Below are 14,432 nucleotides of genomic sequence, written 5' to 3'. Positions count from 1 at the left end.
AATGTATATTTGCTCATAAAAAAACTGCACCTTGTGAGTTGGAGGGGATGTCCAACTTTTGGGGTGCAGTTCAAACAAGTTTGGCGGTTTCAGACGACCCTTTTGTTTAATCCGGTTAACTTGTTTCGGGTTTTGATAAGATAAGAAACTATACCGCTCAGGCTCAATCTAATGACGCTAAACATAAATCCCAACAGTTTTACATAAAATCCCCCTATACTGCCCGTTATGACATTTACGGGTAACCCCATTCTAAAAACATCCTCACGGAGTAAACTCATGGCAAAAAAATATTTCGGCACGGACGGCGTGCGCGGCGAAGTCGGTCAATTTCCGATTACCCCCGATTTCGTATTGAAACTCGGTTATGCGGCGGGGCAGGTGTTGGTGCAGCATGACGGCGGGCAGAAGCCGACCGTCCTGATCGGCAAAGACACGCGCATTTCTGGCTATATGCTCGAAGCCGCGCTGGTGGCAGGTTTTACCGCCGCAGGTGTCAACGTCATCCAAACCGGCCCGCTGCCTACGCCGGGTGTGGCTTATCTGACCCGCGCGCTGCGTTTGTCCGCCGGCGTGATGATTTCCGCGTCGCACAACGTCTATTCCGACAACGGCATCAAATTCTTTGCCGAAGGCGGCGTGAAACTGAGCGATGAAATTGAGTTGGAAATCGAAGCCAAAATCGACGAGGAAATGAAAACCCAGCCGTCCGCCCGCCTCGGACGCGCCCGCCGTATCAACGGCGCAGACGACCGTTACATCGAATTTTGCAAATCCACCTTTCCCAGCCATTTGGATTTGCGCGGTCTGAAATTGGTGGTCGATACCGCACATGGCGCAGGCTATGACGTTGCGCCCAAAGTATTCCACGAACTCGGCGCGCAAGTCGTCAGCATCGGCGATGAACCCAATGGCTACAATATCAACGAAAAATGCGGCGCGACCCATCCCAAAGCCTTGCAGGCCGCTGTATTGCAGAACGAAGCCGACTACGGCATTGCGCTGGACGGCGACGGCGACCGTCTGATGATGGTTGACCGCAACGGCAAAGTGTACGACGGCGACAGCCTGATTTACGTCATCGCCAAAGCCCGTGCCCGCGAAGGCATCAACATCGGCGGCGTGGTCGGCACGGTCATGACCAATATGGCAATGGAAATCGCCCTGAAAGAGCAGGGCGTCGATTTCTGTCGCGCCAAAGTCGGCGACCGCTATGTATTGGAACAACTGAACCACCGCGGCTGGCTCATCGGCGGCGAAGCCAGCGGCCATATTTTGTGTATGGACAAACACAACACCGGTGACGGCATCATCTCCGCGCTGCAAGTTTTGGCGGCACTGCAAATCCTGAACCAAGACCTTGCCACCGTTTGCGCCGACTGGCAGCCGTATCCGCAAACCATGATCAACGTGCGCATCCAAAAAGGTCAGAAATGGCAGGAAGCCTCGAAAGACGTATTGGCTGAAGTGGAAAAAGAACTCGAAGGCAAAGGCCGCGTCGTGTTGCGCGCATCGGGTACCGAACCGGTCGTGCGCGTCATGGTCGAAGCGCGTCAGGCAGACTGGGCGAAAAAGGGTGCGGAACGCATCGCGGCAGCCATCACCGGCAAGCAGTAATGCCGTCAAAAAATCAATCAGGTTTTTAGCAAACCTTGGAACTGCAGTCGTTTCCACGCAAGCGGGAACGGCGGTACAGTGGATTGATTTTAAATCAGGGCAAGGCGGGGGAACGCCATGCCGGTTTAAGGTTAATCCATTTTGATTGTGTTTTTTAGGATTCGAGGTCGTCTGAAACACATCAATTCATATTGTTCACACCTATTTTCATAACCTTCCTTGTTATTTCTTTCAGACGACCCTATCTTTGGTAAAATACGACATTCAGTTCAAATGAATTTCCCCTCCACATTACAACCGACGGATACGCCATGTTTGCCTTTTTAGAAGCCTTTTTTGTCCAATACGGCTACGCAGCCGTGTTTTTCGTTTTGGTCATCTGCGGCTTTGGCGTACCGATTCCCGAAGATTTGACGCTGGTGACAGGCGGCGTGATTTCCGGCTTGGGGTACACCAATTCGCATTGGATGGTTGTCGTCGGTATGCTCGGCGTGTTGGCAGGCGACGGATTTATGTTTGTCGCCGGACGCGTGTGGGGACAGAAAATTCTCAAGTTCAAACCCATTGCCCGCGTGATGACGCCGAAGCGTTACGCGCAGGTGCAGGAAAAATTCGACAAATACGGCAACTGGGTATTGTTCGTCGCCCGCTTCCTGCCCGGTTTGCGTACCGCCGTTTTCGTGACCGCAGGCATCAGCCGCAAAGTTTCCTATACCCGCTTCATCCTGATGGATGGGCTTGCCGCGTTGATTTCCGTGCCGGTGTGGATTTATTTGGGCGAATACGGCGCGAACAACATCGATTGGCTGATGGCAAAAATGCACAGCCTGCAATCCGGCATCTTCGTTGTTTTGGGCGTATTGGCATTGGTGTTGGCATGGTTCTGGTGGAAAAAACGCCAACGCCTTCAGTTCTACCGTACCAAGTTGAGCGAAAAGCGAGCGGAGCGCAAAGCCGCCAAGGCAGCCAAAAAAGCCGCGCAAAGCGAACGATAAAATCAAGCACCCTAAAGAGGCTGCCGATATTTAATAGTTTCCGTGTTTTTTATCCAAAGCGGTATCTTCCGCGTTGGAAATTCTCGCAAGGTCTCTGACCTTGTTGCGGCTTCCGTCCTGAGTCTCACGCTTCGTGAATAAAAATCTACTTGGAAAATTAAATATCGACAGCCTCAGGGTGCTTTTTCATTTCAAGGTTGTCTGAAAACCGTCTGCGTCGCCAAATTGCCAGCCTGTCCGAAATATAGTTAAATAAGCCGCATCATTATTTTCAGACGACCCGATGATGTCCATGAAACAAAAAATCTTCGTCCTCTACACAGGCGGCACCATAGGCATGACCCAAAGCAGCGAAGGTCTGCGCCCCGATACCGTGCTGGTCAGCCAAGCCCTTTCCCCTTTTTCAGACGACCTCGACTTCGAGTGGCACGTCTGCAATCCATTGATTGATTCTTCGTCCGTCACGCTGCAACACTGGCGCGACTGGCTGGACATCATCGCCGCCAAACTGCCTTCCTGCGACGGCATCCTGATACTGCACGGCACGGACAGCATGGCGTACACCGCCAACCTCCTTGCGCTCGCCCTGCGAGGCTTGGGCAAACCGATTGTCCTGACCGGCTCCCAATGGCCTTACGCCGCCGAAAACAGCGATGCCCCGCGCAACCTCTCCACCGCCGTCGCCGCCTTCAGCCTCAAGCTCAAACAAACCGTCATCGCCTTTGACGGCAAACTGTATCCCGCCGTCGGCAGCAGCAAAGTCAGCACCGAAACCACCGCAGGCTTCGACAATCCGCATTTCGGCGCCATCGCCGAATGGGACGAAGCCCAAGGCTGGCACAATGTCTGCATCCCGTCACAAGAGGCGGCGGATGTTTCAGACGACCTCAAAATCCGCTATCCCGACCCGCAGGCAAAAATCGCCGTCCGCACGCTTATCCCCGGCTTTGCCGTCCAAGAACTCGCGGACGGACTCGGACAGCTTCCCGCCCACGCCCTTATCCTGCAAAGCTACGGACACGGCAACACCCCCGCAGACGAAGGCTTCATCCGCGCCGTGCAAGACTTCACGCAGCAAGGCAAACTGCTGCTCAACATCAGCCAAGTCCAACAAGGCAGAACCGCCGCCGTTTATGCACAAGGCAACGCGTTCCGCAAATCGGGCATCATCAACGGCGGCAAATGCAATCTCGAAACCGCCACCGCGCTCATGACCCTCGCCGTATCGCAAGGCTGGGGTGCGGAAGATGTAGAAAAAGAGTTGGTAAGACTGCAATTATTGTGAAATCAAAATGAACCTGACCGACACCCATTGCCACCTCGCCGATCCCGCCTTACGCGAAAACCTGCCGCACGTTTTGACCGCCGCGCGGGAGGCGGGAGTAGGGCGGTTTATCGTTCCCGCGACCCGGCCGCAAGATTGGCAGGACGTGGCAGATTTGGCGCAAAGGTCGTCTGAAAACCCAATTTGGGGCAATATCCATATCGCGCTCGGCATCCATCCCTGGTTTTCAGACGACGTTTCCGAACCGGATTTCCAGCTTTTGGAACAAGCATTGCAAGCGTGTCCGACGGCATGGGTCGGCGAAATCGGCTTGGATTTTTATGACAAAACCCAAACGCCGCCGCAGCGAGAACGGCAAATCCAAGTCTTCAGCCGCCAGCTTGCCATCGCACAAACCCTGCGCCGCCGCGTGATTATCCATAATCTCAAAGCCACCGCCGACATCGCTACCGCCGTCAGGAAGACAGGTTTTGCCCAAGGCGGCATCGTTCACGCCTTCTCCGGCAGCGCGGAAGAAGCGCGCATGTTGACGAAATTAGGTTTCAAAATCGGCATCGGTTCGCTGTTGCTCAACCCGAACGCACGAAAAATACGCGAAACCCTCAAGACTTTGGATGACACCGATTTCGTCTTGGAAACGGACAGCCCGTTTATGCTGAAAAACGAAATCAACACGCCCGCCAACATCCGCCAAATCGCCGCCATCGCCGCTGAAATTCGTGGCGTTGCTGTTGAAGAGATAGCCGAAGCGACCGAGCGGAATGTGGAAATATTGCTGGCAGCAGAAAAGGTCGTCTGAAAACGTTCCGTCTTATCGGAAGCATGTTTTCAGACGACCTTGGGTTGTGAATCCTGGTGATAACGCAATGAATATCGCTATTTATAAAAGGAATGTCTTGCCCTACGGTTTCCTGTAAGGTAAACGAGTTGACAATTTTTTACACTAAATATGACAGAATTTGACTTTATTAGACAGTTTTTGCAAAAACAGCAGGCGGAAGGTTTGGTATTGGGTATCGGGGACGATGCAGCCATCATCCGTCCAAGTATAGGATTTGATTTGTGTTTTAGTTCCGATATGTTGATTAAGGACAAACATTTTTTTTCAGATGTTTCTCCTGAAGATTTGGCATGGAAAATGCTAGCAGTTAACATATCCGATATGGCGGCGATGGGTGCCGTTCCCAAATGGGTTCTGCTCAGTGCGGGATTGCCCGATTTGGACGAAAAATGGCTGACGCGGTTTTGCGAAAGTTTCTTCTCGCTGGCACAACGTTTCGGCATCACGCTTATCGGCGGCGATACGACCAAAGGTGATTTGGTATTCAACATCACCATCGTCGGCGAACTGCCCCAAAGGCAAGCCCTGCGGCGCGATGCAGCGCAGGAAGGGGATGATATTTGGGTGTCCGGGCAAATTGGTATGGCTGCGGCAGCATTAAACCATCGTCTGAAAAACTGCACCCTGCCGCCGAAAGTCTTCGGACTTTGCGAAGATAAACTCCTCAGACCTGAGCCAAGGGTAGATTTGGGTTTGGCACTTTTGCCGCTTGCCCATGCCGCCCAAGATATTTCGGACGGGCTGGCGCAGGATTTGGGGCACATTTTGACCGCGTCGTCTTTGGGGGCGGAAATTTCGACAGATGTGTTGCCGGTTCCCGATGAATTGAGAACATCGCTGTCTGAAGAACAATGGACGGCTTTCGCCTTATCGGGCGGCGACGATTACGAATTGGTATTTACCGCTTCCACAGACCGTCGCAGTGAAATCCTTGCCGCAGCAGCGCAATGCGGTGTGGCAGTAACAAGGATAGGGAAAACAAACAACTCAGGCCGTCTGAAAATAAAGGATAAAAAAGGCGGCGAATTATTGCTTACTTCACGGGGGTTCGATCATTTTGTCTGAATTTAAACCTACTTTCACATGGCTCAAAGAGCGTCCTTTATGCTTCTTGGGCTTTGGTTTTGGCAGCGGTCTTTCTCCCGTTGCGCCGGGAACAGCCGGTACTTTGGCGGCTTTGCCTTTGGCATTTGTCCTTCATTTGATCGGAATCGGCGGCTGGGTTTTGGCATTGTTGTGTATCGCCATGTTTGTTTGGGGAATCCGCATTTGCGGTTATACCGAAAAAGAACTGGGCATACAGGATTACGGAGGTATCGTTTGGGATGAAATCGTAGCAATGATTTTGGTTTTGTCTTTCGTGCCTTTCCGGTGGAACTGGTGGCTTGCGGCTTTTATCGTGTTCCGACTGTTCGACATGCTCAAGCCTTGGCCGATTAAATGGTTCGACAGCCGCATCCACGGCGGGCTGGGCATTATGCTTGATGACCTGATCGCCGCACTGATGACCGGTCTGGTATTAGGGCTGGCATCTTGGATTTTTTAAACACACACAATTAAATATATGACTGCCGATAAAAAAATATAAGGCAGGCACACTTTCACTCACTTTTAAATAAAAATAGAACCGCATCATCACGGGGAAGCAAAATGAATAATATAGAAATCAGTGTAAAGCCGCGTTATATCGCCGGACAAAGCGATGTTTATCGTGATCGCTATGCTTTTAATTATCAAATCACCATCTGCAACCGCAGTAATGAAGTTATCACATTGCGCCAGCGGTTTTGGGAAGTTACCGACGGGCACGGGGAAATCGGGCAGGTCGGACACGGCGGTTTGATCGAAGAGCAGCCTGTCCTGTATCCGGGTGAGGAATACGAGTACAACAGCGGCTCGCAAATCAGCACGCCTTGGGGCAGTATCGAAGGTGCATACGAGTTTGAAGACAGTATCGGCGAGCGTTTTATCATCGGCGTGCCGAAGCTGGATTTCAAAGCAGGCTTTACCCTGCAATAAAATACCCGAAAACAATACAAAGCGGGAATTCAAGGTCGTCTGAAAGAAATAAGGGGCTTTCAGACGACCTTTTTTGCCTGTTGGTTTAAATATTGAGTTGTTGTTTTTAACGGCAAGAAGGTTGTCTGAAATTTATCGTGAATTGAAATGGAAGGCCCTATCTTTTTAAATTTGTGCAGAGAGGAGGATAGGTATTTTAAGTATATGATGTTTATTGGTTTTTTGTAATGCTGAAATACGGATTTCCATTTGCGCAGACTGATGTCAGACGGGTATTTTTATTTTAATGTTCTCTGCATTGAGATCCGACGTGATGAGTTTAGATTTATGGAGAAAATAAGGAGCATATCATCAGACCGTTGCGTTTTTTAACGCTTTATGCTGAAATGACCGAACACTAAAAACACAATGAGGAGAAAACCATGCAATTATTTTTGGAGAATTTAAAAGCGTTTTTTGAAACAGTCAGCGGCTGGGTCTGGGGACCTGTTATGCTGGTGTTGTTGGTCGGAACGGGCGTTTTGTTGACCGTTATGCTCAAAGGCCTGCAATTTTCTATGCTCGGTTACGCGCTCAAGCAGGCGTTTATGCCGCAGAAAACAAAGGATGACGGCGAAGACCACGAAGGCGATATTTCCCATTTCGCCGCTTTGATGACCGCCCTGTCCGCCACCATCGGTACAGGCAACATTGCCGGTGTGGCGACCGCCGTGGTTACCGGTGGTCCGGGTGCGGTATTTTGGATGTGGATGACTGCCATTTTCGGTATGGCGACCAAATACGCCGAGGGCGTGTTGGCGGTGAAATACCGCGTGACCAACTCCAAAGGCGAGATGTCCGGCGGGCCGATGTATTACATCGAAAAAGGCTTGGGCAAAAACTGGAAATGGATGGCATTGGCGTTTGCTTTATTCGGCACATTCGCTTCGTTCGGTATCGGCAGTTCGGTACAGTCCAACTCGGTTGCGCAGGCCGTTCAGACGAGCTTCGGCGTAGAACCGGGTTATACCGGCGTCGTCCTGACCATTTTGACCGCTATCGTCGTTTTGGGCGGTATTAAAGGTATCGCTAAAGCTGCTTCGTTTATCGTACCTGCGATGGCGGTGTTTTACGTTTTAGGCGGCATTGCCATTATTGCTGTAAATTCGGACTTACTGGCACCCGCTGTCAAGCTGATTTTCTCTGATGCGTTCAGCGCGCAGGCTGTGGCAGGCGGCGCAATCGGAACGGTGATCCGCTACGGCGTGGCGCGCGGCGTGTTTTCTAACGAGGCGGGTATGGGTTCCGCACCGATTGCCGCCGCGGCTGCGAAAACCGATCATCCCGTCCGTCAGGCATTGGTTTCTATGACCGGGACGTTTTTGGACACCATCGTCGTCTGCTCGATTACAGGGATTGTATTGGTGATGGGTTTGCTCGGTGCGGGCGGTGAGTTCGTCAAACCGGAATTGAGCGGCGCGGCGCTGACTACCGTTACCTTCCAAAAAATGCTACCAGGCTTTGGCGGCTGGATCGTTACCATCGGTTTGATTTTCTTTGCCTATTCGACCATTTTGGGCTGGTGTTACTACGGTGAGAAATGTGCGGCATATGTATTCGGCGAAAAATCTGCGAATCTCTACCGTGTCGTTTACGTTGCCTCGGTCATGCTGGGAACTGTCTTGAGCCTCGATTTGGTATGGCTTGCTTCTGATACGTTTAACGGATTGATGGCTTTGCCCAACTTAATCGCTCTCTTACTGATGGCGAAAGTAATTGTCAGAGAAACGCAGGATTTCAAACAGAAAATCCGCAGCGGTGAATTGCCTCATTAATTTGAATGAAACAAAAGGTCGTCTGAAAACCAAGATTCTGGTTTTCAGACGACCTTTTTATTTGTCTGATGGGCATTATTTCGCAGGGCTGCTGCTGACTTGCTTCATCCAGGCAAACAGTTCGTCCAAGTCATAATCGCCGCCGTGTCGGACATCCCAAGGCAGGGCGTAATCGACGGTGTAGCCGTTGTTTTGCAGCTTGGCGGCTAATATGGCGGAGACTGCCAGCGAGGTATCGCGGTCGTTGGTGCCGACGCGGATGCGCCAGTTTTGCGGCAGGTTCGCGCCCGGTTTGCCGATGTAGTTGAGCGGGTTCATGATTTTGACGGTTTCTTCGTCCGCGATTTCGGCGTTGGCGGCGGTGTTGTGTTGCATGGAGAACGCGGTGAAGTGGCGTTTATCGACGGTATCGGTGCCGAAGAGTTGGTTTTCGCCCGCGCTCAAATCTACGCCGTCAAAGGCGGGCGGTGTTTTTTGCCGTCCGGCGGCTTTGGCGTAGGCATCGAAATCGACGGAGACGACTTTGCCGTTGCGGACGGTCAGCCATTTGCGGTCGCTTAGGTCTTTGCTCGCGTCAAGCTGGATTTGGGCGGATTGGGCGAGCAGGCCGGCAATATGGTTTTTAAAGCTGCCGTTGCCTTGGGCATCCAGCGTCAGTGGTTTGCCTTCGGGGGATTTCAGGTTCAGGCTGTTGAGATAGGCGGGGTACAGCGGTTTGAGGAGGTCGGACAGTTTTTTCTCGTCATCGGTCAGCGTGCCGGCGACCAGCTCGCGTTTGACGCGGTAGTCGAGCATGGAAATATTCATTTTTTTATAGTCGTTAATGCCGTTGAACTGCCATTCGTAAGCCATATCGGCATGGTCCAAATCGGTAATCGGGCAGTAGGCGGATACGGCGAAAACCTTGTCGCTGCCGTCTGCCGCACCCAATGCTTTCAGATATTTTTCGTAATCTTTTTGGTCGGCTGTCGCGCCTAAGAGGGCGGACATCGCGCCGCCCGCGCTTGTGCCGTTGGAAATGATTTTTTCGGCATCGCCGGGCATGGCTTTGTCGTTGGCTTTCAGATAGCGGACGGCGGCTTTCAAATCGATAATGGCGGCAGGTGCTTTACCGGTGGGTTCCGTTCTGCCGCGCGCGCCCGGGGAGGCAACGACATAGCCTTTGGAAAGGGCGGTCAGCGCGGCGTTCGGCGATTTTTGACCGTCTTCAGGTTCGCCGCGTTTGCCTTCTAAAGCAGGCTTGCCCGGTTCGGCAGGCATATAGCCGCCGATTTGGTTGGGCAGGAAAATCGGTGCGGTTTCAGCGGTAAAGCCGTCTATCTCGCCGCCGTTGTAATAGGCTTCGGGGACGTAAATATTGATGATTTCGTAGCGGGTGTCGACAGGATTGCGGACGTAAACCACGTTTTCGTAAGCGCGGAATTTAACCTCCTGACCATTCACTTCGATGCTTTGTTCGGTGTATTTCTGTTTGGAAAAGCCCAAGTCGTAGGTTTTGGCGGTTTGGACGTTGGCGCAGGCGTTTAAGCCCAGCGCGACGGAAACGGATAACAGGGTTTTGTTCAGCGTATTCATGATGTACTTTCTGATCTGAAAGGGTGGAGGGAGATAATAACCTAAGACAAAGGTCGTCTGAAAACGTTTTATCCTGTTTTCAGACGACCTTTGCGTTTCTAAACCTTTTCAATACCAATCTATTCAAGACTCGGCGCAATCTTTCAGCGTATCTTTATAAGTATAAAGATACGATGCACCGACAAATGATGCCCCGCCAAAGGTATTTCCTAAAAATACAGGAATCATGTTGAAGAAAAATTGCCCCCATGTAATATCTGCGCCCGCCAAAATACCGGCGGGGATGACGAACATATTGGCGACAAGGTGTTGGAAACCGTTTAACACGAAAATCATGACGGGAAACCAAATCGCCAACATCCGCCCTGCCGTATGCTTGGCGGCAAAGTGCAGCCACGCGCCCATACACACCATCCAGTTACACGCGACCGCCGAGACGAAAGCCCTGCCGAAATCCATATGGACTTTGGCTTCCGCCACCGCAATCGTTTTTTCCGCCACGCTGCCTTCGGTCATGCCGACGTAGTGTCCAAGGCAAAACGCCATCGCCAGCGTTCCCGCCAAATTGCCCAGACACACGACGACCCAGTTGCGCAGCAGCATTTTCGTGGAAATCCGCCCTGCCAAACGCCCCAAAGACATAATCATCATATTGCTTGTCACCAGCTCGCCGCCGCCGAGCAGGATGCAGATCAAGGCGATGGGGAACATTGCCGCGCCGAGCAAAGTCGCCAAGCCGCCCCATTCGTGCGGAATGCCGCTGACCACTTTCAAATAAGCAAGATAACCGAAGCCGATGTATCCGCCCGCCAAAACGCTCAAAACCGCCAGCGTAGGAATGCTGGATTGTGCCTTAGCACAGCTTTTATCGAGGACGACCTGTAAAATTTCCTGTGGATATAAATCGCGCGAAGCCATGATTTTCCTTAAAGTAGATTGAGGTGGGAACGCCGTTTCTGAAGACGGCGGAACTGTCGCGGTAGGGCAGTGTCGGGGGATGCCGGTGTACGGTCTTATCGGATAAAAAATAATAGTGTATTAAACCTAAAATGCGGACGCGCCGCCTTGCTTTGGCTCAAAGAAAGATTATTACATGAGGGGTAATTGAGATAAGGCAGGAAGTATATATGTTTCAGATGCGTTTGAAGGAACCTGCCGTATCTGGTTTCAAATGCCCGCCGATACGGTCTCCCGATTTGTCAAACCCGCCCGATTTATGGGAAAATCGCATGATTTAATTTTAATTTAACGAAGGGCGACACCGTGTTAGACAGAGAAGGCTATCGCCCCAATGTCGGTATTATCTTAATCAACCACCGCAACGAAGTCTTTTGGGGCAAGCGTGTGCGCGAACATTCTTGGCAGTTTCCGCAAGGCGGCATCAAGCCGGGCGAAAGCCCTGAAACCGCCATGTACCGCGAGCTGTACGAAGAAGTCGGGCTGTTGCCGCAGCACATCAAAATCGTCGGCCGCACGCGCGACTGGCTGCGTTATGACGTGCCGAGCCACTGGGTACGCCGCGAATGGCGCGGTTCGTATCGCGGGCAGAAGCAGATTTGGTATCTTTTGCGGCTGGTCGGGCGCGACAGCGACATCAATCTGCGCGCCTGCCACCATCCCGAATTTGACGGCTGGCGTTGGCACCAATATTGGGCTCCCGTTGACGAAGTGATTGATTTCAAACGCGACGTTTACTTGGGGGCATTAAAAGAACTCTCCTCCCGCTTCCTGCGCGGCATGGAAAGCTACGAAGACTTTACCGCGCGCCTGCCTTTTGACAACCGATAAAACAACGAAACGCAACGCTTTCAGGTCGTCTGAAAGCGTTGTTCTTCCTTTCAGACGACCTCTTCCCCTATGACTAAAAACAACCAATACAGCGAATCCAGCATTACCGTCCTCAAAGGCTTGGAGCCGGTCAAAGAACGTCCCGGCATGTACACCCGCACCGACAGCCCGACCCACATCTGCCAAGAAGTCATCGACAACGCGGCGGACGAGGCGTTGGGCGGTTTCGCTACTGAAATCGACGTGCGCATCCACGATGACGGTTCGCTTTCCGTACACGACAACGGACGCGGCATTCCCGTCGGGCTGCACCCTGTCGAAGGCGTGCCCGTGGTCGAACTCGTGTTTACCCGTCTGCACGCGGGCGGCAAGTTCAACAAAAAAGACGGCGGCAGCGCGTATGCCTTTTCAGGCGGCCTGCACGGCGTGGGCGTATCCGTCACCAACGCCCTCTCCACCCGCCTTGAGGTCACCGTCAAACGCGAAGGCAAAATCCACCGCATCGTGTTTGCCGGAGGCGACGTGGTCGAACCGTTGGCACAAGTGGGCAAATGCGCCGTCAAAGACAGCGGCACCGAAGTGCGCGTCTGGCCGGACGGCAAATATTTTGAAAGCCCGAATTACAGCATCCCCGAACTCGAACGCCTGCTGCGCGCCAAAGCCGTGCTGCTGCCGGGCGTGCGCGTTTCCCTGACCCGTCCGGTCAAAGGCGAAGACGAAGCGCATACCCAAACCTGGCACTACCCCGACGGTCTGAAAAGCTACCTGACCGACCTGATTGCCGACGCACAGGAAGCCGTACCGCTGTTCTCCTGCGAAAACTACATTTCAGACGACCACAACGGCGATTTCAGCATCGGCGAAGGCGCCGCGTTTGCCCTGACCTGGCTGGAAGAAGGCTCGTGCGCCAACGAAAGCTACGTCAACCTCATCCCCACCCCGCTGGGCGGCACGCACGAAGCAGGCTTGAAACAAGCCGTGTTCAACGCCGTCAACAACTTCATCAATCTGCACAACCTCCTACCGCGCGGCGTGAAAGTACAAAGCGACGACGTGTTCAGCAAAACCGCCTTCGTCCTCTCCGCCCGCATCCTCGACCCGCAGTTCCAAGGTCAGACCAAAGACAAACTGACCAACCGCGACGCGTTGAAACTCGTTGCCGCCGTATCGGGCGACCCTTTGGAATTGTGGCTGAACCAAAACGTGGACTTCGGCAAAAAAATCGCCGAACTCGCCATCCGTCAGGCACAGGCGCGGATGCGTTCGGTTAAGAAAATCGAAAAGAAAAAAGGCAGCGGCGTCGCCGTCCTGCCCGGCAAACTGACCGACTGCGAAAGCGAAGACATCCGCGAAAACGAACTCTTCCTCGTTGAAGGCGATTCCGCCGGCGGCTCCGCCAAACTCGCCCGCGACAAAGCCACCCAGGCCATCCTGCCCCTGCGCGGCAAAGTGCTCAACAGCTTCGAAGTCCACCCCGACCAGCTTTTCGGCAACGCCGAAATCCACGACATTTCCGTCGCCATCGGCGTCGATCCGCACGGCATCAACGACCATCCCGATTTAAGCGGCCTGCGCTACGGCAAAATCGCCATCCTGTCCGATGCCGACGTGGACGGCTCGCATATTCAAGTTTTGCTGTTGACCCTGTTCTACCGCCACTTCCCGAAACTGGTCGACGACGGACACATCTACGTCGCCCAGCCGCCGCTGTTCCGCGTCGATGTCAACGCACAAGGCAAAAGCAAACCCGCCCGCAAATTCTACGCCCTCGACCAAAACGAACTCGACAGCATTTTGGAGCGGCTGCAAAAAGAAGGCGTCAAAGAAACCGCCTATTCCATCAGCCGCTTCAAAGGCTTGGGCGAGATGAACCCCGACCAGCTCAAAGACACCACCATGCACCCCGACACCCGCCGCCTGTTGCAGGTACAAATCCCCGAAGGCGCGGATGACGAAACACGCAACATCTTCGTCAAACTGATGGGAAAAGGCGAAGCCGCCGCCCGCCGCGCATGGATGGAGCGCGAAGGCGATACGGCGGAATTGGATATTTGATGCTATTCGTTTGAAAAGCGAAAGGTCGTCTGAAAACAGATTTAGGTTTTCAGACGACCTTTTCTCAAATATCTTTAGATTGTTTGATGGAAAGAACGACTGCTTGCAGGAGACCTATATTTGTGCGGCAGCAGGCAGGGTTCAAGTATAGTGGATTAAATTTAAACCAGTACGGCGTTGCCTCGCCTTGGCTCAAAGAGAACGATTCTCTAAGGTGCTGAAGCACCAAGTGAATCGGTTCCGTACTACCTGTACTGTCTGCGGCTTCGTCGCCTTGTCCTGATTTTTGTTAATCCACTATAAATGGAGGAAAGGCATCAAACCCTGAAAAACGATACCCCGAGTGGCGGGTTGTATACTGGAAACGTCGGCGGATTCGCATTTGAAGTGCAACTTTCCCTAACAGAAAAAGGCCAGTATGCGGTAGCATACGGCCTTTCCTG

Annotated in this window: 12 protein-coding genes; 10 read left to right on the top strand and 2 right to left on the bottom strand. The window is 52.7% G+C overall.

Features of this window, described 5'->3' with window-relative positions; all coding sequences use genetic code 11:
• Positions 1-279: 279 nt before the first annotated feature.
• The 8 genes from glmM to AC5M9B_RS01845 all read left to right on the top strand — a co-directional run bounded on the left by glmM (position 280) and on the right by AC5M9B_RS01845 (position 8,571).
• Positions 280-1,617 (top strand): phosphoglucosamine mutase, encoded by a 1,338-nt coding sequence (gene glmM / locus AC5M9B_RS01880; protein ID WP_107824734.1) that lies wholly within the window; start codon positions 280-282, stop codon positions 1,615-1,617.
• Positions 1,618-1,928: 311 nt separating this feature from the next.
• Positions 1,929-2,612, top strand: a complete 684-nt coding sequence (locus tag AC5M9B_RS01875; RefSeq protein ID WP_019269849.1) for a DedA family protein — start codon at positions 1,929-1,931, stop codon at positions 2,610-2,612.
• Between the two features lie 292 nt (positions 2,613-2,904).
• A complete protein-coding gene (locus AC5M9B_RS01870; protein ID WP_487648151.1) occupies positions 2,905-3,897 on the top strand; it encodes an asparaginase in 993 nt (330 codons plus the stop codon).
• Between the two features lie 7 nt (positions 3,898-3,904).
• Positions 3,905-4,696 (top strand): TatD family hydrolase, encoded by a 792-nt coding sequence (locus AC5M9B_RS01865; RefSeq protein ID WP_487648150.1) that lies wholly within the window; start codon positions 3,905-3,907, stop codon positions 4,694-4,696.
• Positions 4,697-4,846: 150 nt separating this feature from the next.
• Positions 4,847-5,803 carry a thiamine-phosphate kinase gene (gene thiL / locus AC5M9B_RS01860; protein WP_487648149.1) on the top strand — a complete coding sequence of 319 codons (957 nt, stop codon included), beginning with the start codon at positions 4,847-4,849 and terminating at the stop codon, positions 5,801-5,803.
• The gene (locus tag AC5M9B_RS01855; protein WP_209282945.1) at positions 5,796-6,284 is read left to right on the top strand and encodes a phosphatidylglycerophosphatase A family protein; all 489 of its coding nucleotides are present in this window, start codon (positions 5,796-5,798) and stop codon (positions 6,282-6,284) included. Before thiL ends, AC5M9B_RS01855 begins: the two co-directional genes overlap by 8 nt.
• A gap of 104 nt (positions 6,285-6,388) precedes the next feature.
• Positions 6,389-6,757, top strand: a complete 369-nt coding sequence (apaG, locus tag AC5M9B_RS01850; protein ID WP_003743457.1) for a Co2+/Mg2+ efflux facilitator ApaG/CorD — start codon at positions 6,389-6,391, stop codon at positions 6,755-6,757.
• 422 nt (positions 6,758-7,179) lie between these two features.
• A complete protein-coding gene (locus AC5M9B_RS01845) occupies positions 7,180-8,571 on the top strand; it encodes an alanine/glycine:cation symporter family protein (RefSeq protein ID WP_101810802.1) in 1,392 nt (463 codons plus the stop codon).
• Positions 8,572-8,646: 75 nt separating this feature from the next.
• Here the strand turns inward: AC5M9B_RS01845 and AC5M9B_RS01840 are convergent, their stop codons facing one another.
• On the bottom strand, positions 8,647-10,146 hold the full coding sequence (locus AC5M9B_RS01840) for a subtype B tannase (protein WP_455007633.1): 1,500 nt from the start codon (positions 10,144-10,146) through the stop codon (positions 8,647-8,649).
• Positions 10,147-10,269: 123 nt separating this feature from the next.
• On the bottom strand, positions 10,270-11,064 hold the full coding sequence (locus tag AC5M9B_RS01835) for a formate/nitrite transporter family protein (RefSeq protein ID WP_455007632.1): 795 nt from the start codon (positions 11,062-11,064) through the stop codon (positions 10,270-10,272).
• A 345-nt stretch (positions 11,065-11,409) separates the two neighbouring features.
• Here AC5M9B_RS01835 and AC5M9B_RS01830 point away from each other — a divergent pair, with 345 nt between their 5' ends.
• Both AC5M9B_RS01830 and parE read left to right on the top strand, forming a co-directional pair.
• On the top strand, positions 11,410-11,934 hold the full coding sequence (locus AC5M9B_RS01830) for an RNA pyrophosphohydrolase (protein ID WP_070656225.1): 525 nt from the start codon (positions 11,410-11,412) through the stop codon (positions 11,932-11,934).
• 69 nt (positions 11,935-12,003) lie between these two features.
• Positions 12,004-13,989 (top strand): DNA topoisomerase IV subunit B, encoded by a 1,986-nt coding sequence (parE, locus tag AC5M9B_RS01825; RefSeq protein ID WP_455007631.1) that lies wholly within the window; start codon positions 12,004-12,006, stop codon positions 13,987-13,989.
• The last annotated feature ends 443 nt before the right edge of the window (positions 13,990-14,432 follow it).

The organism is Neisseria flava, assembly GCF_982712965.1.
The sequence above is the reverse complement of the archived record's forward strand: the minus strand, read 5'-3'. Positions and strand labels throughout refer to the sequence as shown.

Bases quoted from the DNA above. Each gene is read 5' to 3' on its own strand.
- glmM (WP_107824734.1), top strand. From the start codon at position 280: ATGGCAAAAAAATATTTCGGCACGGACGGCGTGCGCGGCGAAGTCGGT.
- AC5M9B_RS01875 (WP_019269849.1), top strand. From the start codon at position 1,929: ATGTTTGCCTTTTTAGAAGCCTTTTTTGTCCAATACGGCTACGCAGCC.
- AC5M9B_RS01870 (WP_487648151.1), top strand. From the start codon at position 2,905: ATGAAACAAAAAATCTTCGTCCTCTACACAGGCGGCACCATAGGCATG.
- AC5M9B_RS01865 (WP_487648150.1), top strand. From the start codon at position 3,905: ATGAACCTGACCGACACCCATTGCCACCTCGCCGATCCCGCCTTACGC.
- thiL (WP_487648149.1), top strand. From the start codon at position 4,847: ATGACAGAATTTGACTTTATTAGACAGTTTTTGCAAAAACAGCAGGCG.
- apaG (WP_003743457.1), top strand. From the start codon at position 6,389: ATGAATAATATAGAAATCAGTGTAAAGCCGCGTTATATCGCCGGACAA.
- AC5M9B_RS01845 (WP_101810802.1), top strand. From the start codon at position 7,180: ATGCAATTATTTTTGGAGAATTTAAAAGCGTTTTTTGAAACAGTCAGC.
- AC5M9B_RS01840 (WP_455007633.1), bottom strand. From the start codon at position 10,146: ATGAATACGCTGAACAAAACCCTGTTATCCGTTTCCGTCGCGCTGGGC.
- AC5M9B_RS01835 (WP_455007632.1), bottom strand. From the start codon at position 11,064: ATGGCTTCGCGCGATTTATATCCACAGGAAATTTTACAGGTCGTCCTC.
- parE (WP_455007631.1), top strand. From the start codon at position 12,004: ATGACTAAAAACAACCAATACAGCGAATCCAGCATTACCGTCCTCAAA.